The following is a 21,970-nucleotide window of genomic DNA, read 5'->3' as shown; positions in this document are numbered from 1 at the left end:
TGGCCTGCTTCGCTACGCCCTACGGGCTCCGCTGCGCAGGCCATTGCTCAACCCGCGCTCATGCGCAACAAAGCTGCCGGGCTCTAATCCCCGCTGGTGGAAATCAGGGGGTCACGTCAGCGGAAACCGCGCATCCGGCTCACACGCTAACGCCGGATGTCGGCGGCGAACATCGGACCGAACCTGTTCCACCACAGCCGCACCGTCTCGGGACAGATATCGATGCCACGCTCGAACAGCAGATCCTCCACATTCCGTAGGCTCAGCGGAAAGCGGGCATACATTATTACGACAAGCCGGATCACCTCGGGCGAGGAATGGAAATACCGAAACGGATTGGCTGGTTTTCGAGGTCGGCCCATGGGCAGAGACGACCCTTCAGCCTCCCCTCCCAACAGAGGTGCAATCCGTTTGACACCGTCCTAACTGGCATCTGGTTGTTGATGCCGAGTAATCGTCACTCAGCTGCACTTTTCGGAGAAAGTGCCTCGATGATGCGGCAGTCGGCGATTGTCGGTCCCTGGCAACTGTCGAGACGGCGGACCAGCTCGCCGCGCAGGGCGTTGAGATCGGCGAGCTTGCGGTCGATTTCGGCTACATGTCGGGCGGTAATGACATCCACCCCGGCGCAGGAATTGCCGGGATCGTCGGCGAGCCGCAGCAGTTCGCGCACCTGATCAAGCGTGAAGCCCAGATCGCGCGAACGCTTGATGAATGACAGCCGTTCGAGGTGCGCAAGTTCGTAGACCCGGTAATTGGCAGCATTGCGCGCGGGTGCAGACAGCAGACCTTCCGCCTCATAGAAGCGGATCGTCTCCACACTTGTGCCCGTCGCACGTCCCAGTTCACCGATCTTCATGCTTGACCCTATAGTGACTTCAGGGTGCATGGGTCGAGTCCGATCGATGGGACAGGGCGAATACGATGGCTGACGACTGCTGCGCAAAGAAGGGCGACACCATCGTCGCGTTGGCCCGCAAAGCGGACCAGCGGCGCGTGCTCGTCATTGTCATGGCGATCAACTTCGCGATGTTGATTGCCGAGTTTGGCGGCGGTCTTGCTGCGCGCTCGACGGCGCTCATGGCGGATTCTGTCGACATGTTCGGCGACGGGGTCGTTTATGCGCTCAGCCTTTTTGCACTCAATCGCGGCCCGCGCTGGGAAGCCGGGGCGGCACTTGCCAAGGGCGGTATCATCCTGGTCTTTGGCATCGCGGTGATCGTCGAAATCGCCGACAAGATTGTAAACGGCGTGCCGCCGTCCTCGGCGCTGATGCTGGGCTTCGGCACCTTGGCGCTTGCGGCCAACCTCACCTGTCTCGCGCTGCTGTGGCGCTTCCGTAGCGAAAACGTCAACATGGCCAGCACCTTCGAATGTTCGCGCAACGATGTCGCCGCCAATCTTGGCGTCCTGATCGCAGCCGGGCTGGTGGGAGCGACCGGGAAGGCATGGCCAGATATCGCGGTGGGCGCGATCATCGCCGCAATCTTCATCCGTTCAGCGTTGCGTGTGCTGTCGTCCGGTGGGGCGGCATGGCGCGATGCCCACCCCGGCAGGCGTTTTGAGCCTCCCCCCTGAACTTAGGCGGCCTGAACGCACGCGGATCGTCCCGCGATCAAGGCAATCAATCTCCCGGAGCATACTTTCATGCGTTTCGCTTCCCGCCTTGCCCTGTGCGCGGCGACATCACTGGCGCCGTGTCAGGCATTCGCCCAGCAAACGCCCGCAAGTGCGCCGCAACCGGCTGAAGATTTGGGGGAGGGACCCGGCGACGCGATCATCGTCCAGGCCACGCGATCGGGCCATCGCCTGCAGGACGAGCCTGTGCGTGTCGAAGTCATCGACCAGGAAGAACTCGACGAAAAGGTCATGATGCGGCCCGGCAATATCGCCATGGTGCTGGGCGAGACCGGCGGCCTCAGGGTTCAGGTCACCTCGCCAGCACTGGGCGCCGCTAATGTCCGCGTGCAGGGCATGGACGGGCGCTACACCCTGTTGCTGGCGGACGGGCTGCCGCTCTACGGCGGTCAGGCTTCGTCACTCGGGCTGTTGCAGATCCCGCCGACCGATCTTGGTCAGGTCGAGGTGATCAAGGGTGCCGCCTCCGCGCTCTATGGGCCGTCGGCGCTCGGCGGCATGATCAACCTCATTTCGCGGCGGCCGGGCGATGGGCCGGAGGCCGAGGTCGTGCTCAATGCCTCATCGCGCGGCGGGCAGGATGCGACCGCTTACACAGCGGCTCCCATCGCGCAGGGAGTGGGCGCTTCGCTCACCGGCGGCTATCACCGCCAGACCAGCCAGGACATCGACGGCGACGGCTGGATCGACATGGCGGCCTACGAACGCTGGAGTGTGCGGCCGCGCGTGTTCTGGGAAGGGGCAGGTGGCGCCACCGCCTTCCTGACCGCAGGCGCCATGACCGAGCAGCGCGAAGGCGGCACTCTGCCGGGCAAGACCACGCCCGATGGCCGAGCGTTCCCGCAGACGCAGGATACCGACCGGTTCGATGGTGGCCTTGTCGCGCAAGTCCCGGTGGGCGATGCCACTTCGCTGCACCTCCGCGGCTCGGCGATGACCCAGAAACATCGCCATGTGTTTGGCGATGTCGAAGAAAACGACCGCCACACCACGCTTTTCGCCGAGGTCTCGCTGGCCGGGAAGAGCGGCGGAACCTCGTGGGTCGGCGGTGCCGCCTACCAGCGCGACAGCTTCCGCTCGCAGACCTACCCGGCCTTCAACTATGCGTTCGAGGCACCGGGCGTGTTCGGACAGGTGGAACAGGAAATCACGGGCCGTCTCACGCTGGCCAGCAGCGCCCGAGTTGATTTTCACAGCACCTACGGCACCCGGTTCAGCCCGCGCCTGTCGCTGCTCTATCGGCCCGGTCGATGGACGATCCGGGCTTCGGGCGGGCGCGGCTTCTATGCCCCAACCCCATTCGTCGAGGAGATCGAGGCGGCCGGCCTGTCGCGGCTGGAGCCGCTGGGCAAGCTCAAGCCGGAAACCGCCACGACCGGATCGCTCGATGTCGGGTATGCCCGAGGCCCGATCGAGGCCAACGTCACCCTCTTCGCTTCGGACATGAACAATACGACACAGATCGAGCCGATTGGTCCGGAGGAACGCGCCAACAGCGTGCGTCTGGTCAATGTTCCCGGGCAAACGCGGATACGTGGCTCCGAACTGCTGCTGCGCTATCGCCGGGGCGCCTACACGGTGACCGGCAGCTACGTCTACGTCGATGCCTCCGAGCCGAATTCCGATGGTTTCGGGCGGCGCGCCGTTCCGCTCACGCCCCGGCATACCGCTGGTCTGGTGGCAATGTGGGAGGAGCATGACAAAGGCAGACTGGGGCTGGAGGTCTACTACACCGGCAAGCAGCCGCTGGAGGACAACCCCTACCGCACCAGCGGGAAGCCCTACTTCGAGATCGGCCTGCTTGGCGAAATCGTTGTCGGGAAGGCACGCCTGTTTCTCAACGCCGAAAACCTGCTGGGAATTCGGCAGACCCGATACGACAGCCTGCTACGCCCCCGGCGCGCGCCGGACGGTCGGTGGACTGTCGATGCCTGGGCGCCGCTCGAGGGCTTCACCCTGAATGGCGGCATCCGGCTGCGCTTCGGCGGCGGCGAGCACTGATCGGTCCGATTGCGCCAGAGCAGCCATGTCAGCCACAATGCGCGGCATGCAACTTGATGCGCATGGGGAGGCCGTGCGATGCCTGCTCCATGCCGATATACATCTGCCCCGCCGTGTTCGACACCGCGATCAATCACTGCAAAGTCAACTCAGGTTCGACGGTTGCCATGGCGGGGACGATCTTTGAAGACATTGCGGAGATTGCTGTTTGAAGCTCTGGGTGATCTACGCCGGTGCCGCTTTTTGCGAGATTGCGGGTTGCTTCGCCTTCTGCGCCTGGCTGAAGAACGGCAAGCCTGCATTAGTCGCCATTCCCGGAATGCTGGCGCTGGTCGCGTTCGCGTGGTTGCTCACCCGCGTGGAAACGGCCTACGCGGGACGGGCCTATGCGGCCTATGGCGGAATCTACATTGTTGCATCTTTGGTGTGGCTGGGTCTGGTCGAAGGCCAGAAGCCGACGGCAACGGATCTCATAGGATCCTTGATCTGCGTTGTCGGCGCTGTTGTCATCCTCTCCGGTTCGGGAGCCCCGACGACAGGAAAGTAGCGATCGTATGGGCGCCCCAAGTTGAAACATGACCTCGGGGATGATCCCGCACGTTCCATATCAACCGTCGAAAACCTCCACGTCGCCCGGCTTGCGGAGCATCTTGTTGACCTCGTCGAGGTGAAGTTCCTCGAGCATGATCATTTCGCGCGCATATTCTTCGAGCAGCACCGATTTGTCGGCAGCAGCCTGAAGAAGCTCGTAGTAAAGGGCCAGAGCCAGCTTTTCCTGCTCAAGGCTCTCTCGCAAAATGTCACCGATGTCGTGCCTGGCCGTTTCCAGTAGCGGGCCAATCTGCAGCGAAGGGTGCCCACCGAGCAGGGTGACCAGTTCACCCGCCTTCCGTGCGTGGGCAAGGCCTTCGGAGGCGTTGCCTTCCAGCCAGGACACGATGGGAATGCGGTTGTAGCCGTAGACCATGAGCGAATAATGCGTGTAGCGAACGACCCCCGCCAGTTCCGCTTCCATGATACGGTTGAGAATGGCGATCGCAGCCTTCTTGTCGCTTTCAGTCATCGCTGCCTCCTGAACAGGCCGACGCACACCTCACGGAAATGGCGGCTTCCAACTCCAAGACACATGATACCGCATCCCCTCTGTCAACGCGATTCAATCAAGATCCCGCAGACGGAAAAATGCCAACATCTTGTTGTTGCTCGCAGACAGGAGCCTGCCGGGTCGGCTCCTACTTAGGCGGACCGCGCGCCCCAGTCGGAACCAGTTTCATGAGAGCGATGGTCTGGTGAAATCATCGGGTTTACCCTCTGCATATATGTGACCGGAGCAACTGCATCTCTCCGTGATCCAGCCCGAGGGCAATTGCTAGGACAGCGGGCAGGTTCCGCTTCGCAGCCGTAGCGGCGCCGTGGCGTCGGTGCGCAAAGCCAGAGCGAAAATCAGGGCTTCGTCCAGGCGGAAAAGACTGAATCGCCATTGTTGTGCGTGTTCGCCGAGCGCATCGGCAAAGATCACGCCGATGTCGTCCGGTCGGGCCAGGTCGAAGGTCGTGCCGCCAAGCCCATCGGCAAGGCTGATTTGCCGCGCTTTCACATAGCTTTCCTTGAGCGCCCAGAGTTGGACGAACCGTTCCTCGCGCTGCATGGGCGGTAGCTCGCGCAGGGCGTGCGCCTCTGCTTCGGGAAAGAACTGCACGGCGACGTCGAGTGCGTCCCTGCCGGCTACGACACATTCGATGTCGATGCCAATCTCCGGCCCTGCACTGGTGACTGCGCAGACGCTGACGCCATCAGCGTGGGACAGGCTGAACCACAGCGGCGAGGCCAGCGCCGGCGCTGCAATCGACGGCTTGCCCCGATCGCCGAGCGCGAAACGCCAGTCCTGCGGCGGAACCTGCGCATAGCGCGACAGGACATGGCGACACAGCGCCCGCCCCACCACGAACTGCCGCCGCCGCGCATCGCGCAAGGCCGTGCTGCGTGCGATCTCGTCGGGCGAAAGCATCGCGGCCAGAGCGACAAGGCGCGCGTCGTCGATGTCTGCGGTATGATCGTACCGCCAGACGTGGACATCGCACGGGCCGGGCGCGGGAATCGGACCTTCGCCGAGCCGCGGAAGGCCCGACAGCGCGGGCAAAGCAGGAAGCGCCTTCCTCATCCTTGCCACGCCCCGGCGGTCAGGCGGCCACGGCCTGCGCCCGTTGCCGCTGGGCCGCCGGTCCGATCGCCTCGCCAGGCCAGCCCTCCCAGGTGGACGCAGGCCCGCTGGAATCGCCCGCCAGCACCAGCGTCCCTTCAAGCAAGGTGGCGCCTTCGCCCACCGTGCTCATCATCATCACGCGCGAGGCAGTGCGCAGGCAGGCGCGCGGCCCGATCTCGATCGGCCCCATCATCCATTCGCCGCGCGTGTTGAGGTGCGCGATCAGCACGGCCTGGTCGATGCACACGCCATCACCGATGTGGAGGAATTCCGGCTCTTCCATCATCGGGTCGGCGCCATTGGGATAGAGGCACACGTTGCGACCGATCCGCGCCCCTTCGGCGCGGAAGTACCAGACGAGGAAGGCCGAGCCTTCAAGGAAGGCCAGCACATCGCGCGTGCCGAACCAGCCGCTGGACAGCGACGAGATGGCCGAGTGGATCTTCCAGCGCTGGCAATAGGAGGACTGCGTCCAGAAGTGCTCGCCTTCGACGCGCCGGCCGATGATCAGCCACTTGGTCGCCACCAGCACGCCCAGCGCACCGAAGGCAAAGGCCAGATGGAGCGGGACGTAGAAGCCCGCCAGCAGCAGCACGATGTCGGTGGTGTTGCGCAGGCCCGGACCTTCGGCGATCAGCACGCTGCGGGTCAGCAGCAGCGCGGCGATCATCGGCGCGGTGCGCCAGAGCGCCACGAAGGCCGCCCACACGATGTTGAAGGCGATGTGCGCCGCGAGCGGCCAGACGGCATAGTTCGCCTCGCCCTGATACATCGCGCGGCCATAGGGGCGCAGCGTGGGCGCTTCGATGCGGCGCGTGGTCGCCGCTTCCAGTTCGATCGGCGCTTCGCGGCCATCCTGGCCGATCCACGTCGATCCCGCCGGGGCGACGAAGCCCTCTGGCGCGAACGTGCCCGAGCCGAACACGGCGTTGCGGCTGACGACCACGCCCGGCGCCAGCACGCAGCGGTCGGCCACGTTGGCGCCCGGCTCGATGCGGATCGGCTGCGTGCCGTTGGCGCTGGTCATCAGGTAGGTGGAGCGCGAGCCGAAGGTCACGTCGTCGCCGCATTCGAACAGGTCGTACTCGGTCATCACGTTGCCCGAGCCGGGCCAGTAGATGCGCTTGCCGACTTTGGCACCGAGCAGGCGGTAGATCACGCTGATCGCGGCGAAGTTCGAACCGAGCAGCGGCGCGACGCCGCCAAAGCGCCCGTCAGGCAGCAGTTGCCACATCAGCCAGCGTTCGAACATCGGCCAGGGGCGATGCACGTCGGCTTCGGCGCGGAAGCGGCCGATCACGGTCCACTTCACCACGATCACCCCCGCCAGATAGAGGAACGGCGTGACCAGCGCGGACGCCACCAGCACCGCCGACGAAACGATCAGGCGGCCCGGATTGAACATGCGCACCAGCAGGTCGACCGGCCCGGCCAGGTGCCCCGCCTTGACCATGATCCCGGCAAGGTAGTGGTGCATCAGCAGCACCACCGGAACCCACGCGGCCAGCATGACCGCGCCCTTGATCAGCGTCCCCACGCCCTTGAGCCAGAGCGGCGGATCGTAGAGCAGCGCGCGCGATAGGCCGCGCGTACCCTGGTTGCGCGCCTTGGGATTGTCCGACGTGCCCAGCGGCGCGATCTCGGTATCGGCGGGCAGCACGGTGCCCGGCACGATCGTTGCGCGCGTCCCGATCGAGACGTTCGCGCCAACGACGATCGGCTTCAGGTCCATCGCCCCGCCTTCGAGCGCGAAGGGACGCACGATGGCGCTTTCGTCGATGCAGACCATGTCGCCGATGGTCAGCAGGTCGAACTCGCCCAGATCGGCGTTGACCGCGATGCGGGTTTCGCTCCCGACGCGCGCGCCCATCAGGCGATAATAGAGCGCGGTGAGCTGATACGACATCGTGAACACGCCCAGCCCGGCGGTGTTCTGGATCTGGCGCACCAGCCACCAGCGCAAATAATAGTGCCCCCAAAGCGGCGCGGCACCGGCGCGATAGCGGCCGATCAGCAGCCATTTGGCCGCTATCGCACCGAGCGGCCCGGCGACATTGCGCAGCGCACTTGCCACTGCCAGCGCGGCAAACATGACCCACGCCCCGCGCAGACCAAGGTCCGCGCGCATATACCACCACACGAAGATCCAGCAGACGAACTGCCCGAGCCGGAGCGCAGGCGCCAGCAGCGTCAGGGGCAGGAGCTGGATCGCCAGCGTGGTCAGCCTCGACTGCGATTTTGCGGCCGGGCCTTCCTGCCGCGCGCTCGCCGCGTCCGGGATCGCCGTATCGGCATCGGCCGCCAGCGCGGAGACGGCGGCGCGCACCGCCTTGGCAAGTTCGCGGATGGTGCGGTGGCGAAAGATCGCGGTGGGTGTCAGCGCGATGCCGTATTGCTTGCGCACATCGGCGATGATGCGCACGGCGGTGAGCGAATCCCCGCCCAGATCGTCGAAGAAATCGCTGTCGAGAAAGACGTCGCGGTCCTGGCCCAGACACTTGCGCCATTCGTCGAGGATGAAGGCTTCGACCGCGTCGGCGGGCGTCACGGCGCCCGGTTGCGGCTTTTCCAGCAGCGCGAGCAACTGATCGGTGTCGATCTCGCCCGACGCAGCATGACGCGGGAAAGCGTCGAGCAGTGCAATCGAGCGCGGCACGAGGTAATCGTGCAGCATGGTCTGAAGGCGGGCCCTGAGGTCGGCCTCTGCCAGCCCCGCGCCCGCGACGCCCGCGACGCCCGCGCGGATCGTCCCGCACGAATGCCCGATGTGGACCACTACGTCCGCGCCTGCCGGGCATACCGCACGCAGCGCAGCTTCGATGTGCGTCACCGAAACGTCGATGACCTGCGCCGGGATGGGCTCGGCCAGCGGCGCGCCCCTGGGCGGGCATTGCGAGGTCAATAACCGCGCGCGGGCAGGCGCCTTTTCGTCCACTATGTCGATTCCGAGACGCGCGGCAAGGCGCACGCGCAGCAGCTTGCCGGTCGCGTTCTTGGGCAGATCGTCCATGTAGACGGCCAGGACCGGCCACTTGGCGGGCGACAGGTGCCGCGAAAGATGCGGCGCCAGCGTTTCGAGATCGACGCGCCGCCCGTTGCGCGGAACGATCACGCAGCCCACCGTTTCGCCCAGCATGGCGTGCGGCACGGCGAAGGCCAGCGCCGCCCGGATATCGGGATGGCCGACCAGTACATCCTCGATTTCCGCCGGCGCGATGGTTTCCCCACCGCGCTTGATCACGTCCTTGCCGCGCCCGACGATGTAGAGGAAGCCGTCCTCGTCGAAGCGGCCAAGGTCGCCGGTATCGAACCAGCCTTGCGGGATGATTGGCTCGCCCGGCCCCGGCTGGTCCTGCACGATGCGCGCCAGCGGCGCGCCGCGCAGCATGATGCGCCCGGCCACGCCCACGGGCGCTGTCTGGCCCGCATCATCCAGGATGGCGACGTCCGGTCCGAGCACCCGGCCGCTCGCCCCCCGGCGCTCCAGCCGGTAATCGAGCGGCGGACAAGCGATGGGCATGCATTCGGTCATGCCGTAGCCGGGCAGGATCGTGGCGTCGAAACGCGCGCGCAGCCGCTCGGCGGTGGAAGGCAGCAGATCGCCCGCTGCGTTGCAGATGAAGCGCAGGCTGCGCGCGCAATCGGGGCGGCGCTCGCCTTCGATCAGGATGCTGTCGTGCATCGTGGGCGAAGCGTAGTACCAGGTGAAGCCCGCGCCGCTGGCCAGTTCATCCCAGAACATCGCCGCGTCGAAGCCGTCGGAATAGATCATGCAGCTGCCCGCCAGCAGCGGCGCGAAAAGATTGCGGACGATACCGCCGACGTGGAACAGCGGCATCATGTTGTAGCCGCGATCCTGCGGCCCCAGTTCCAGCGCGGCGGCGATGCAGGCCGCGCCCACGCACACGTCGCGCAAGGCGATGGGCACCAGCTTCTTGCGCCCCGACGTGCCCGAGGTGAACAGTTCAAGCGCGATGTCGTCGGGCCCGTTGAAGCAGCGGCCCCAGCGCTCGGCGCTGGTCGGGGGCAGCTCGCCCGATGACAGGTCAAACAGGCCGGTCTCCTGGGGCTGGCGGACAAGATCGATCACGGCGACCCCGCAGACGCGCGCGCTGCGGCGGATGTGGTCGAAATCCGCGCCCACCGGCACGATCACCGCCTTCGCCCCGGTTTCGGCAAGGTCAGCGGCGATTTCGCCGTCGGGGTTCCACGGATTCATCGGCACCACGGTGCAGCGCATGCTCATGGCCAGCAGGCAGACCGCCAGTTCCGGCCCTTCGGGCAACGCGATGGCGCAGCGATCACCCGGCCGCAGCGCCAGATCCCGGAACGGCGCGCCATCGCTCAGGAAATCGTGGAGCCGCGCGAACGACAGCGAATGGAGGCCGCGCGCGGCGGTGCCGGTCAGCGCACGCTTGTTGCCGCCGCTGGGCAGCAGGTCGAGCAGCGTCGTGAAGTGCAATTCGCGCGCGATGCGCTGACCCAACGCCTCCCCGCGCTTCCAGGCTTCGGTCCAGTCGGCCAGCCGTTCGGCGAGCGGCGGTTCGGCATAGGCCGGATGCAGGATGGCGGTCTGATGCACGCTGTCTGTCCTTGAAGTCAGGGCGCTTCCCGGCGCCGGTTGATCCGGAATTCGGGCGGCGGTCGTCAGAAGGTCTTACGGAGGCTGAACCGGATGGTGCGGCCGAGCGGGTCGAGAAGCGCGGGCTGGTAGACGTAAGGCGTCGCCCCTTGCGCGCCGGTCACGCGCGGCCGGGCGTTAAACAGGTTGTCGACCGCAAGCGTAAGCTTCACGCCGTCCAGCCAGGGATGCGCGCGCGCCAGCACCGTCTGCTGGCCGAGGTTGGCGAACAGGCGCAGGTTGGCGGTCGCAAGATCGCCAAATGCCAGGTCCGATGCGCCGCCCCCTCGCACCGCCGTCGCGCCGCGCCAGTTGGCCGAAAGGCGCAGGCCAAGGCCATCGCGGGCAAAACCTGCCTGCGCCTCGATCTCGTGCCGGGGATCGCCGCCAGTCATGGCCAGGGTATCGCCGTGCAGCAGGTCGAGCACGGGCAGGCCGGCGCGCAGGCGCACGTCATGCCGCAGGCGCCAGGTGTGGTAGAGCGTGAAGGACAGACGGTTCGTGTTCTTGCGCAGGCCTGGCACGCGGCCTGTCGCTGCCCCCGTCCCGCCGGTGGCCTTCAGCCAGTTGACGCCCCAGCGCAGCTCCTCGCGGCTGTCGCGGGCGACATTGACAGGTCGCGCATCGAAGCGGGTCAGCATTCCGGCGGCATCGCGCACGAAACGATCGGGAAAGGCGGCCTCCAGCGCGGGTGTCACCGCCAGCGCAGCCACGGCATCCCGCGTGCGGGCATGGACATAGTTGGCGGTCAGCGACAGCCCCCCGCCCCAGCCCGGCTTCCATGTCGCGCCAACCTTGAACACGTGGCGGTTGTCGGCGACGAGCGCGGCATTGCCGCCTTCGATGCGCGAAACCTCCGCAGACTCGCCCTGTGCGAAATCGAACAGGCGGGCATTGGGCGTCGTCAGGACGGGCGCGCCGATCTGCACGAGCGATGGCGCGCCCTCCTCGTCGGACATCGAGGCGATGATCCGCAGCGGCTGGACCGGCGACCAGACAAGGCCATAGCCGAACGTCCAGAGCGTGCCGAGATCGGAAAGTCGGTGGACAGCGACGTTCGCGTTGAGCGACAGCGTGCCCAGCGCCGCCATCACATTGTTGCGGCGGCTGGTGATCGGCACGTCGATGCTCAATTGCCCGCTCGTATCACTGCGCGAGGCCGCGCTGATTTGCGTCACGCCGCCGCGCACGGCCTGCCCGTCCAGCGCCGACCAGGTCGCGCCCAGGCGCAGGCTGGTCAGAACCTTGCCCGCAGGCAGATGGAGCGGCGAGCCGTTGATCATGGCATCGACCCCGCCCGTGTTGTCGATCAGGCGGGTGGTGTCGGGCATCTGCGCCAGCAGCAGCGCAGGGTCGAACGTGCCAAAGGGGTTCACCGTGGGATCATGCGCCGCCAGCGCGGCGTCGATTGCCGCCGGATCGATCCGGCCGACCATCCGGGTGCGCTCCTCGGTGTGATCCCAGATTCCCGAAAGCGACCATTGCCAGGTCCCCGCATGGCTGTTCAGCGTCAGCCCGAGATGCCCGTCGAGGTCTTTGGTGCGCCGGGTAAGCGGCGCGGTGTCCGCATAGCGATAGACCGCGACATCGTTGGCGAAGGGCGAAAAGGCCGAGCCTTCGGGCAGAGTCAGCTTCGTCCTCGGCAGGCCGAGCAGCGCGACATCGTCGCTCGCTTCCAGACGGCCGTTGAGCGTGGCGGCGACATTGCCGAACACGTTGCGGCTGTAGGACGCGTTGATCGAACCGCGCTCGCTGGAAGGAAGCAGGGTGCGATAGGGCGTCGTGTCCGTGACATTCGCGCGGTTGGCCCCCGCCACGAAATCGCCCAGCGCGAGCGGGCGGCTGGCAGCGATGGTCGGCGCCCCGGCGATGGTCACGGCTTGCCCGGCCAGCGCGCCCAGCGCGGGGTCGATCTCGCCCGATGGGGTGAGCGCGGTAACGTTGCCGACAAGGTCATAGGGACGACGCGGCGCGAACGGCGGCAGAGACCGTTCGCTTTCCAGCAAGGCGTCGGCATGCTGGTATTGCACTGCGATGTTGACCCGGCGATCATGCTTGATGTCGAGATAGACCAGCCCCGGATCGACGGCGTTCCGTCCGCCGTCGGTGGACAGCCGATCGCCTGCTTCGGCGATCAGTGCGTGGAAACGCTTGCGCAGCACGATGTTGACCACGCGTTGATCGGCCGGATAGCCATATTTCAGCGCCACTTCCTCGGGCAGGATCTCAGCGCGTGAAATTGCCTCGGCAGGAATGTCGCGCACTTCGGCAAAGCCCGAGGTGCGCCGCCCGTTGAGCAGGATGACGGTCTGTTCGCCGCCACGCCCTTGCGCGCTGCGGATCTGCGGGGCCAGTTCCTGCAACAGCTCAGACATCGAATTGATGCCGAGCGCGCGAATGGTCCCGCGGGAGAACTGCACGTCGGGCTGGACATCGCCGACCGCCGCCCCGCGCGGGGCCTGATGGCCGGTCACGACGATCTCGGGATCGTCGCCCTCGCCCGCATCGTCCTCTGGCGGGGCCGGCGCCACGTCCGGCTTTACGCCGCGATCACCCGCAGCACTGGCCGGACCGGCCTGCTGCGCCAGCAACGCCTGTGGCGCCACCCCCGCCAGCAGCGAAAGCGCAAACAGCCAGCGCTTCATTCCAATTGCGAACGGGCGCGTCACGGTGGGGATACCTCATTGCGACACCAGATGTCATTGAACGCACCTTTGACCAACGTTGACGACCCACCGCTGGCGACAGCCAAACCCAAAAACATCGTGATTTGAACCATTCAGCACCCGACCGGGCGTTCTGGCTGCTCGTTGAGAGCCGCCTTAGCAGGAGTTGCTGACGACACGCTGACAGCGCAAAATATCGGCCTCGATCAACGCTGTCGGCACGACCTTATCCGCGTTGCAGCGCCGACGACGGCCGTGCCAGTCCGGCGCTTACCCGAACGCCGGGCCGGCAAGGTTCAGGATCATGCGCGTGCCGCCTTCTGGCCGCTCTTCCATGCGGACGCTGCCATCGTGCAACTGGGCGATGCGCCGCACCAAAGCCAGCCCCACGCCCGTGCCGTTGCCCGACTGGCGATCCATCCGCCAGAACCGCTCAAATACCTGATCACGATGTTCCGGGGGAATTCCCGGCCCGCGATCATCGACGATCACCAGCGGTCCCTGCTCGACCGCTACGGTCACCACGGTTCTGGCGGGGGCATACTTGATCGCGTTGCCCACCAGATTGCGAATGGCGATCGTGAGCAGCGGCACGTTGCCGAAGACCATCAGGGACTCGGTCGTGCAGCTCAATTCGAGCATCTGCCGTTTGGCAAGCGCTTCGGGCACGGCCTCCTCCACGACCTTGCGCGCCACCGCCACGATGTCGATCCTGTCGACCGCGCTCGTCATGACGTCTTCGGCTTCCGCGAAGCGCAGCAGTTCGTCGACCAACTGTCCGAGGTCCTTGAGGTCGGTCCTGATCCGGTCGCGCGCTGATCCGGGCGGCAACTGCGACATTTCCAGAAGCAGCACGGCCAGTGGCGTGCGCAATTCATGGGCAACGTCGGAGGTGAATTGCTTCTGCAATTGCAGCGAGTGATCGAGCTTCGTCAGCATGGCGTTGATCGTCGCCGCCACGCTGGCGAATTCCGTAGCCATCCCGCTTTCCGGCACGGGCACCAGCGCCTGCCCGCGAGCGACGGCCGTGCCGATGTGATGGGCACTGTCCGACAAGCGTCGAAGCGGGCGTAGCGCCGCGCGTGTCGTCAGGAAGATCGCGAATGTAAGCGCGGGGATGATGAACATCGCGGGGATCAGGATGTGCTCCGCAAGATCCTTCACGATCACCCCGACGAACGCGAAGGCCGGATCGTCGACCATATATGCCTGGACCCAATAGTGCCGATCCGCAATGCCGACCCGCCGCGTCAGCAAGGCGATGGCAGGCGCGCGGTGATCATGCATGGGCATGCCGCGAACAAGCGAGAAGCCTTCGACAAGCTTCGCGTTTCTCGCCGAAGCATCGCGCGGGTCGTCCGGTTCATCGGCACCGGGCACTGGCGATTGGACCGCCGGGAACCAAATGGTGTTCGCCTCTGACAGGATGTGACGCCTTGCGAGCGTGCTATGATCGAACACCCGAAATCCGTAGGCGCTCGGATAATCCTGATACAGCGGAAGCAGCGCCGGATTCCTGCCGCTGTCCAAAGCTCTGGCAATCGCAACCGCGTTTGTGTTGAGGATTGCCTCGCGAAGATGCCGCTTGTTGACCATTTCCTGCAGGGAAAATACCAATGCGACCAGCGCCAGCACGACCACGGACATGGCTGCCATGCGCCGTGCCAGGATGCGCGACAACGATTCAGACCCAGCGCCTAGCATTCGTCACGCTCGGTCAGCACGTAACCGATGCCACGCATCGCCACGATTTCGATGTTTGCTCCCGATGAGTCCAGTCGACGTCGCAGGCGCGATATCGTCGCCTCGGTCGCGTTTTCCGTGACCTCGCTATCAAAGGCGTAAAGCGCCTGCTCGAGCCGTTCGCGACGTAACACCTGGCCCTGGAATCTCATCAGCACCAACAGTGCGCTCAGTTCACGCGGCGAGATCCCAACCAGGCGACTCCCGACAGTCAGCGTCAACGATGCCGCATCCAGGCAAACATTGCCGAATGTCAGCTGGTCGGACTGGATCTGCTTCGCCCGCCGGCCCAACGCCCGGACGCGCGCGATGAGTTCATCGCCATCGACGGGTTTGACGACATAGTCATCGGCACCGGCATCAAGCGCCTGAACACGACTGACCACATCGCCCCGAGCGGTCGCGACCAGCACGAGCGCGTCGCGCTTGCTTCGTCGCAAGGCGTCGAGAATCTCCCGGCCATCCCCGTCGGGTAGTGATAGATCGAGTATCACCACGTCGTACTCAACGATTTCGATCGCAGCGTGCGCCATTTCGAGGCTTTCCGCGACATCCACGACATGCCCGCTGTCCGTAAGAAGCCTGGCCATGAGCGACGCCAGGCGTTCGCTATCCTCGACAACCAATAATCGCATAGCGCACTGTGACCACTTTTCGGGCAGATGGCTTTAACTCGACGCTGTGGCCTGGTGGTGCAAATGCCCCAACAGGCCACAGCGCCAGGATCTGCCGCGTACGTGTTAAACGATGAACGGGCCTGATGTATTCCCTCGGAATGTGGAAGATTCTTGGCCGAACCCGGTGCCAGGACGCGCTTGCAGAAGAGGCCGATCAACCCGTCAGATCCGGCGACGGGCACGCAGTCCGTTGAGGTAGTGCCATAGGAAGACCGCCGGCAGGCCGAGGCCGATCATCCAGTGCGCCAGGCTGGTCCAGGCCCGCAAGTCTTCGTCGCCGACATAATACAGCATGTACCCGCTCGCGATCAGCACGGCGAGCACCCCGCACAGCGCGACCCCGGCGATCCGCTGATGCTGGTGTGCCCAGCCTTTGGGAATGTGAGCAATGAACATCCCGCCGATGCCCAGCAGGGCCGGGATGAGGAACAGCCCGTGCGCCTTCATCATCCACGGCTCGACGGGGTTCATCTCCGGGCCGAATTCGCCCTGCTTCTGGCCATAATAGTGCAGCAGCAGCCACCCGCAGCCCGACAGCCACAGGCCCATGCCGCTGAGCGCGAGCAGCCAGATCTGCCAGGACGCCAGTTTGGCCGAGCGACGATGAACCATCAGGTATGACTTTCGTGGTGTGGCGTTTGCAGGACATGGCCGCCGTAGGTGGCCAGAAGGCGCTGCGCGAGGGGCATATCGGCCATGGCGACCTTGGTCATGGCATCGGCGATGGCGCACAAGGGCGCGACCACGGTGACGCGCTCGTCGCACAGCACGGAACGCCCCTGCGCGCCGATGTGCGGCGACTGCGGCTGGCCACGATGGCGGCGGCGGTTGAGGAGATTGGCCGAACTGGCGATGGCGCAATGGCGCGCGGCCACCGAAATGCGCGCAACATCGTCGGCATCGCGCAGCGCCACTGGCCAATCCCGATCGCCAAACGCGCGCAGATCGCCGCCTGCGTTCACCAGCCCCTCGGGCACGCCCATGCCTTGCAGGACATCCACGGCACAGTCCACGGCATGGCCCTTGGCGATGCCCCCCAGATCGACCAGCACGCGCATTTCCACACGCACGTGCTGGTCATCAAGGATGGCAAGGTCGGCGCTGGTGCCGCGATAGTCGGAAAGTGGCGCGATGCCGCAGCGCGGCAGGAACCCGCTGCGGACAAGCGCCGCCCCCACCACCGCCACATCGAACAGGCCACCGCTTTGCCCGTGCAGGTCCAGGGCCAGGCGCAGCACCCGGATCGTCTCGGCATCGAGGCGCACCACGTCGCCCGCGCTGGACTTCCGCAGCAGCGCCAGATCGCTGTCGTCCTGATGGAACGACATGCGCGCATGCACATGTGCGATGGCCGCAAAGGCCGCGTCTACCGCCGATACGTGTCCCTCCGGGGCCGTGATCTCGACGAACGTGCCCAACAGCGGGCGGCAGCGGGTAATCATGCGCAGCGCAACAATCAGCCCGCGTGGGCCAGCGCCACAGCGTGGATCGCCAGCAGGCGCTTGACCCCGTCGGTGACATTGCGGCTCGACAGGGTCGCCCCGGAGATGTTGGGAATGTCCTGATTGAGCCGGAATGGATCGGCCAGCGTCTTGCCGCGGAACTTGTCGCGCCAGCGCGGATCACGCACTTGCCCGCCCTTGGATTCCCGATAGCTCAGGATCTCGACGCCGAGCACGTGGCCATCGGGCGAAATCCCGGTCGCATAGGTGATGAATTCGTGCTTGCCGATCACCTCATCCACGATGATCCAGCCGAGCATTGCCGCGCCGCGCTGGGCGCGCCACACTTTGGGCTGAGCGGTGCGCTGCGGCGTGCCCGACATCTGCCGGATCCGTGTCATCTGGGCCGGCGTCAGCGTCAGCGGAATGGCAGTGAACGCCTGCGCTTGCGGGATGAGCGCGTGCTGGGCCTGCTCGACGGTCATATAGTCGGCGGCCCATGCGGGGGCCGCAACGATCGCCAGCACGGGAAGCGCGGCCAGCACGGGCCAGTTGCGATGTGACACGATGCGACTCCTCAGAAATTCATGCCCAGCTTCAGCCGGAACTCGGTCTTGGTCTTTTCAATCAGGTGCAGATTGCCGGTCTGCCCCGGATAGCGTTCGCCCCCGCCCTTGAGCTGCGGAAACCATGTCGCTGTCGCCCAGAACTTCTGCCCGCCATAATGGATTGTCGGCCCCGCGAACAGCGACCAGCGCTCCTGCCCGACCTCGGTCTCGTATTCCGAGGTATATTGCGTTTCCGCGCCGACAAACCAGTTGGGCGCCACGCGGTACGTCAGGCCCGTGCCCGCCGACAGTTCGATTTCCATTTCCGGCGTGGTCGGCCAGTCGAAGCCGTCCGGCAGGTTGGCGATCGCCTTGCGGGTTTCGTGCCCGGCCTTCAGCCCCAGGTTGGCGACCCACACGATCTGCCCTTGCCGGAAATACTTCTGCGCGGCGAGAACGACCTTGCCTTCATATTCGGTCTTGTCCTGCCCACTGTGCGGATCGAGCTTCTTGACCTCGGCCGAGGTGATGACCGCCAGCCCGAAGTTGTCGAGCGCCGGGCTCAGCACGTTGAACTTGGCCTTGGCCTCGATGCCCGAAAAGCGCGGGCCCTTGTCGATCGCCGCCGGCAGATAGCCATCGATCAGCAGGCCGTGCGTGTCGATAGTGAGGAAGCTCGCCGCCGCTGACAGCGTGATCCGGTCGGTGACGCCGTATTCCCCTTCGATTTCGGTATCGAGCGCCTTGTATGTCCCCTGGCCCTTGTCGGTGCGCAGCGTGTTGAACACGTAGATTTCACCGGATCCCTTGGGTAGCGTCTCCGCGCCGGTGTTATAGCCGAAGAGGTTCTCGTCGGCATAAGCCGCCGTAGGCAGCAGCATTGCGCAGGCACCAGCCAGCATTCCCGTCCGCAAGCCGCGGCAGGACCGTCCATCAATATTGTGCATCGGGAAAAACCTTCAGATCAGAACATGTAGCCAAGGCCCAAATTGAACCGGTTGTTGTCCTTGTTTTGGAAGAATTTCTGATAATCTACCTTGACCACCACCGAGCGCAGCGGGTGGAACGACAGACCCGTCGTCAGCAACCGGTCGCGGTTTACGGGATCGGACAACAGGCCCAGCGGCAGCACGGCCTGCGTGTCGAACTTCTCGTAGCGCACGAACGGGTCGAGCGTCGCCTCGCCGCCCAGCGCGATGCTGTACGCACCTTGCGCGTACCAGCCGTAGAAGGCCGAAGGCGCCAGCGTCAGAACGGTGCCGTTGGCCGCGTTGTAGGCGGCGACCACGCCATCGAGCGCGGCGGCGCGGCTGACCGTCCCGCGCGCATAAAGCGCCTGGAAGTCAAAGCCCTTGTGCTGCCAGCGGCCATGCACGTCCCACAAGGTGATGCGCGACGTGATCCCGGAGAAGTCTGGCAGGGCGTTGTCCGCCTTGAAATCGGCGTTGTTGTGCGTGGCATTGCCGCTGAACACTGCCCCGCCGACAAGCAGGCCGGGCACGCCCTGATATTCCAGCGAGCCGTAAAACGACAGGTTCGACGCCTTGGCCAGCTGCAATTCCTGGTGCGATCCGGCAAGCGGCGCGCCCGCATCGTCGAGCTTGGCGATATCGAAGCCGGTCGTCACGCCCACGTCGTAGTTCAGCCCGAACGGCGTGCTGCCATAGAGGCTCACGCCGCCTTCGCGCCATGTCGACGGGATGATCCGCGTCTCGACCTCGTTGCGTTCGACGCCATAGAACACCGGCGGCTCGTGACTGCGGTTGAGGAAGCCGAACGGCATCAGGAACAGGCCGGCCTTGAGGTTCAGCGACGAATTGATCGCATAGTCGAGATAGGCCTGCTCGATGGCGACCTCGCCCTCGTCCCCGGCGCTGGCGACCGCGTGTTCCACCTCGATCTCGCTGGTGAAGCTCAACTTGTCGCTGAAGCGGTGGCCGACGAATAACACAAGCCGCTTGAGGTCGGCCTGGTTGCGGCTGCTGTCCTTGAGGTAACCGTTGTAGGTGATCTCGCCATAGCCGCCGATCGTCGTGTCGGAGCCAAAGGCTGCGCCCGATCCGGCCCTGCCGGCATTGACCGCCAGCGCCTGCGTCGGCGCGGAGGCTGGCGTCGTGCCCTGATCGACCACCGGGGGCGCCGCAACAGCGAGCGACTGCGCGGGTTCGGATGCCGCCCGCAACCGCGCCTCGATCTGTTCGAGGCGCGCGGCCTGCGATGCCAGCAGCTCGTTCTGTGCTGCCACTTGCGCCTTGAGCTGCGCGACCTGCGCTTCGAGCGAAACGTCTGCGGCGATCGCAGGCGTGGCGGTCGCCAGGCATGTCGCCGCGAGCAGTGCTGCGATCTTCTTCATTCAATCCCCCTTCGAGTCCCGCCCTCCTAACGAGATTGATAATCGTTCGCAATATCTTGTTGCCCAATGGTATCGAAACATGTCTGATGGCTCGTGGGTCACCACGGGAGCTCACATCACCCGCGCCTCGCGCAGCACCGAATGTGGAGCAGCAACGATCCATGTTGCGCAGCCACAAGAGCTTAAACGTTAAACGCAGCTCCAGGTGGACGATGATGCAATCGCGCTCTCGCGCGCGACGCAGCCATTGAAGAAGAATGGCAAAATCCAGAGGATCGTGCCCTTCGGAAGGGAACTGTCAGTCTTATGAGAAGTGTTCTCTCCGGACAAAGCGTCCCCTTTTGCAGTCGAGGCTTAGCTCGCGAGCGACTGCCACTCGGCCAGCGCGGCCCAGCGGCGAAGCTTGTAGGTCTGGCGATCAACGAGGTAGCGTTTCAGGGAGGAGTGGTTGTGGATGGAGGCGTGCACCGAGGTGAATTTCTGTAACGACCTCATCTGGCGAAACCGCTGCATAGCGCTCTCCCTTCGTCAGAACGGCAGGTGTGATTTTCCGCGCGGTTGTTGAGGTGCCGACCGACTTCGCGCCGCTCCTCGTTTCCCAGTTCTCGCATCGTCGCAGGGTAGGACTTCAGGCCCTCCGTCACGATGGCCTCTGCCCGCCCATGGCGCTTCAAAGCCTTGCGCATGAACTGCAGGGCTGCCGCTTTGTCGCGCGTTTTGGTGACGTAGGACTCTAGGATCCCCCCTCCTGGTCCACGGCACGCCTGAGGTAATGCATCTCGCCATCGATCTTCACATAGACCTCGCCGAGGTGCCACTTCCAATGCCGGAAACCGCGCATCCGGCTTACCCTCTGGCTCCGGATGTCGGCCGCGAACATCGGCCCGAACCGGTTCCACCACAGCCGCACCGTCTCGTTGCAGATCTCGATGCCGCGCTCGAACAGCAGGTCTTCGACGTTTCGCAACGACAGCGGGAAGCGCGCGTACATCAACACCGCGAGGCGGGTGATCTCGGGTGACGAGTTGAAGTAGCGAAACGGACTGACGGACTTGCTCATCCTGGTCAGCCACCATCACATCAGCATCGTAGGAGACTGCGGTGTGTTTCGGCACCATCTACACGCAGGCAGAAGTCGAACGGACCGGCAAAGTCAGCTGACTTTCGCCAATTCCGACCCCACACTCTACCCCACACTTGTGCATGGATACAGAAGCCCAAAGCAGCAGATTTTCGGCGGTTTTCCTAACCGATATCAAAGGGTTAGGAGGAAATAGGGGGATTCGAATTTTCCCAGATAAGTCATTGATTTTAAATGACTATTTTCAACTTGACGGAGAGGGTGGTTTAGCAAAAAATACAATATCTAATTGATTTATATATCTTATTTTTCTCCGTTTCAATCAAACCCCACACTCGGCCCCACACCGGCAATCCAGTATTCAATCGGATCTGAAATTGCCTCCACCTTCATCGCTCAGTCCGCAGGCGCCATTGCCTCGTTACGAGGGATCCAAGGACTGCGATCGACTGCCAAAGGGTAATGGCTGATTTTCGCCCAGAACGAACACTCAATGCCATTTGGCGTGTTGGCCGCCGACCAAAGTCGGACATAAACGATGGTGCGCAATCGTGACTGGACGCGCACAGCGCAACATCTTTGCTGATTTGCGCGGGGAGATGATCAACCCCAATGCAGAAATATCGACCTGCGATGCCCGAAGATATTGATCACGCCTCCCCCACCCTTGCAGGCCCGGTGCCCCCCTGATCAACTCAAGAACGTGCACCTGGGTTGCGTTCCTTCCCAACCCCGAGGCGATCTCAGTCCACATGTCGGAAGACTGGAACCCCGTACGATCGGGGGTTGCCTCGAATCCTTGGTGGATACTGTCTCAGCGCACGCCCTTGGAACCGCCCCAGCACTTGCCTTACCTTGTCGGCCAATCCCCGACTGTTGATTGCCGCTGAGAAGTGACCCGGGGTTTTCACCGAGAAGTGACCCGCCTGCAGGTTATGTTTCGAGTATCATCGGTGGGTCAAGATGCGGGTTTCTCCTTTCGGGGTCTTGCCTGCTG

Annotated in this window: 16 protein-coding genes and 2 pseudogenes; 3 read left to right on the top strand and 15 right to left on the bottom strand. The window is 64.6% G+C overall.

Translation table 11 applies throughout. The features are described from left to right. Positions 1-152 precede the first annotated feature (152 nt). Both OLX02_RS20235 and OLX02_RS19940 read right to left on the bottom strand, forming a co-directional pair. Positions 153-362, bottom strand: a pseudogene (locus OLX02_RS20235) (IS6 family transposase); the annotation flags it as partial. Between the two features lie 95 nt (positions 363-457). Next, a complete protein-coding gene (locus tag OLX02_RS19940) occupies positions 458-859 on the bottom strand; it encodes a MerR family transcriptional regulator (RefSeq protein WP_264425690.1) in 402 nt (133 codons plus the stop codon). A 65-nt stretch (positions 860-924) separates the two neighbouring features. On the opposite strand from OLX02_RS19940, the gene OLX02_RS19935 reads away from it, so the two are divergent. The 3 genes from OLX02_RS19935 (at position 925) to OLX02_RS19925 (ending at position 4,186) form a co-directional block, all read left to right on the top strand. Continuing rightward, entirely contained in the window at positions 925-1,578 is a 654-nt protein-coding gene (locus OLX02_RS19935; RefSeq protein WP_264425689.1) for a cation transporter, read from the top strand. Between the two features lie 174 nt (positions 1,579-1,752). Continuing rightward, on the top strand, positions 1,753-3,639 hold the full coding sequence (locus OLX02_RS19930; protein WP_264425688.1) for a TonB-dependent receptor plug domain-containing protein: 1,887 nt from the start codon (positions 1,753-1,755) through the stop codon (positions 3,637-3,639). A gap of 208 nt (positions 3,640-3,847) precedes the next feature. After that, positions 3,848-4,186 carry a YnfA family protein gene (locus OLX02_RS19925; protein WP_264425687.1) on the top strand — a complete coding sequence of 113 codons (339 nt, stop codon included), beginning with the start codon at positions 3,848-3,850 and terminating at the stop codon, positions 4,184-4,186. Positions 4,187-4,246: 60 nt separating this feature from the next. On the opposite strand, the gene OLX02_RS19920 is transcribed toward OLX02_RS19925, so the two are convergent. From OLX02_RS19920 to OLX02_RS19860, 13 genes and pseudogenes are all read right to left on the bottom strand, one after another. Then, positions 4,247-4,702 (bottom strand): ferritin-like domain-containing protein, encoded by a 456-nt coding sequence (locus OLX02_RS19920; RefSeq protein ID WP_264425685.1) that lies wholly within the window; start codon positions 4,700-4,702, stop codon positions 4,247-4,249. A gap of 306 nt (positions 4,703-5,008) precedes the next feature. Continuing rightward, a complete protein-coding gene (locus tag OLX02_RS19915; RefSeq protein ID WP_264425684.1) occupies positions 5,009-5,800 on the bottom strand; it encodes a 4'-phosphopantetheinyl transferase family protein in 792 nt (263 codons plus the stop codon). Positions 5,801-5,819: 19 nt separating this feature from the next. Next, positions 5,820-10,424, bottom strand: coding sequence for a non-ribosomal peptide synthetase (locus OLX02_RS19910; RefSeq protein ID WP_264425683.1), 4,605 nt, complete (start codon positions 10,422-10,424; stop codon positions 5,820-5,822). A 65-nt stretch (positions 10,425-10,489) separates the two neighbouring features. Then, complete coding sequence (locus tag OLX02_RS19905) at positions 10,490-13,108, bottom strand: TonB-dependent receptor (RefSeq protein ID WP_264425682.1); 2,619 nt, start codon at positions 13,106-13,108, stop codon at positions 10,490-10,492. Positions 13,109-13,399: 291 nt separating this feature from the next. Further along, a complete protein-coding gene (locus OLX02_RS19900) occupies positions 13,400-14,785 on the bottom strand; it encodes a sensor histidine kinase (RefSeq protein ID WP_264425681.1) in 1,386 nt (461 codons plus the stop codon). Positions 14,786-14,826: 41 nt separating this feature from the next. After that, on the bottom strand, positions 14,827-15,507 hold the full coding sequence (locus OLX02_RS19895; protein ID WP_264425680.1) for a response regulator transcription factor: 681 nt from the start codon (positions 15,505-15,507) through the stop codon (positions 14,827-14,829). Between the two features lie 204 nt (positions 15,508-15,711). Further along, positions 15,712-16,161 carry a hypothetical protein gene (locus tag OLX02_RS19890; RefSeq protein WP_264425679.1) on the bottom strand — a complete coding sequence of 150 codons (450 nt, stop codon included), beginning with the start codon at positions 16,159-16,161 and terminating at the stop codon, positions 15,712-15,714. Beyond that, positions 16,161-16,991: an FAD:protein FMN transferase gene (locus tag OLX02_RS19885; protein ID WP_264425677.1), complete on the bottom strand. Its 831-nt coding sequence runs from the start codon at positions 16,989-16,991 to the stop codon at positions 16,161-16,163. The genes OLX02_RS19890 and OLX02_RS19885 overlap by 1 nt, the downstream gene beginning before the upstream one ends. 14 nt (positions 16,992-17,005) lie before the next feature. Continuing rightward, positions 17,006-17,557 (bottom strand): FMN-binding protein, encoded by a 552-nt coding sequence (locus tag OLX02_RS19880; protein ID WP_264425675.1) that lies wholly within the window; start codon positions 17,555-17,557, stop codon positions 17,006-17,008. 11 nt (positions 17,558-17,568) lie between these two features. Further along, positions 17,569-18,420 carry a DUF6662 family protein gene (locus OLX02_RS19875; protein WP_225010906.1) on the bottom strand — a complete coding sequence of 284 codons (852 nt, stop codon included), beginning with the start codon at positions 18,418-18,420 and terminating at the stop codon, positions 17,569-17,571. Positions 18,421-18,503: 83 nt separating this feature from the next. Further along, a complete protein-coding gene (locus tag OLX02_RS19870) occupies positions 18,504-19,892 on the bottom strand; it encodes a porin (protein ID WP_264425672.1) in 1,389 nt (462 codons plus the stop codon). A gap of 354 nt (positions 19,893-20,246) precedes the next feature. Further along, the gene (locus tag OLX02_RS19865) at positions 20,247-20,405 is read right to left on the bottom strand and encodes a hypothetical protein (protein ID WP_264425692.1); all 159 of its coding nucleotides are present in this window, start codon (positions 20,403-20,405) and stop codon (positions 20,247-20,249) included. Beyond that, a pseudogene (locus OLX02_RS19860) lies at positions 20,384-20,670 on the bottom strand (DDE-type integrase/transposase/recombinase). Before OLX02_RS19860 ends, OLX02_RS19865 begins: the two are co-directional and overlap by 22 nt. Between the last annotated feature and the right edge of the window lie 1,300 nt (positions 20,671-21,970).

It is taken from the genome of Novosphingobium sp. KCTC 2891, assembly GCF_025938155.1.
Taxonomy (GTDB): Bacteria; Pseudomonadota; Alphaproteobacteria; order Sphingomonadales; family Sphingomonadaceae; genus Novosphingobium.
This window is presented reverse-complemented; position numbering and strand designations above follow the sequence as displayed.

Coding starts and splice junctions, on each gene's coding strand:
- OLX02_RS19905 (WP_264425682.1), bottom strand. CDS start 13,108: ATGAAGCGCTGGCTGTTTGCGCTTTCGCTGCTGGCGGGGGTGGCGCCA.
- OLX02_RS19875 (WP_225010906.1), bottom strand. CDS start 18,420: ATGCTGCTGCCTACGGCGGCTTATGCCGACGAGAACCTCTTCGGCTAT.
- OLX02_RS19865 (WP_264425692.1), bottom strand. CDS start 20,405: ATGCAGCGGTTTCGCCAGATGAGGTCGTTACAGAAATTCACCTCGGTG.
- OLX02_RS19885 (WP_264425677.1), bottom strand. CDS start 16,991: ATGATTACCCGCTGCCGCCCGCTGTTGGGCACGTTCGTCGAGATCACG.
- OLX02_RS19895 (WP_264425680.1), bottom strand. CDS start 15,507: ATGCGATTATTGGTTGTCGAGGATAGCGAACGCCTGGCGTCGCTCATG.
- OLX02_RS19935 (WP_264425689.1), top strand. CDS start 925: ATGGCTGACGACTGCTGCGCAAAGAAGGGCGACACCATCGTCGCGTTG.
- OLX02_RS19940 (WP_264425690.1), bottom strand. CDS start 859: ATGAAGATCGGTGAACTGGGACGTGCGACGGGCACAAGTGTGGAGACG.
- OLX02_RS19890 (WP_264425679.1), bottom strand. CDS start 16,161: ATGGTTCATCGTCGCTCGGCCAAACTGGCGTCCTGGCAGATCTGGCTG.
- OLX02_RS19915 (WP_264425684.1), bottom strand. CDS start 5,800: ATGAGGAAGGCGCTTCCTGCTTTGCCCGCGCTGTCGGGCCTTCCGCGG.
- OLX02_RS19900 (WP_264425681.1), bottom strand. CDS start 14,785: ATGGCAGCCATGTCCGTGGTCGTGCTGGCGCTGGTCGCATTGGTATTT.
- OLX02_RS19870 (WP_264425672.1), bottom strand. CDS start 19,892: ATGAAGAAGATCGCAGCACTGCTCGCGGCGACATGCCTGGCGACCGCC.
- OLX02_RS19920 (WP_264425685.1), bottom strand. CDS start 4,702: ATGACTGAAAGCGACAAGAAGGCTGCGATCGCCATTCTCAACCGTATC.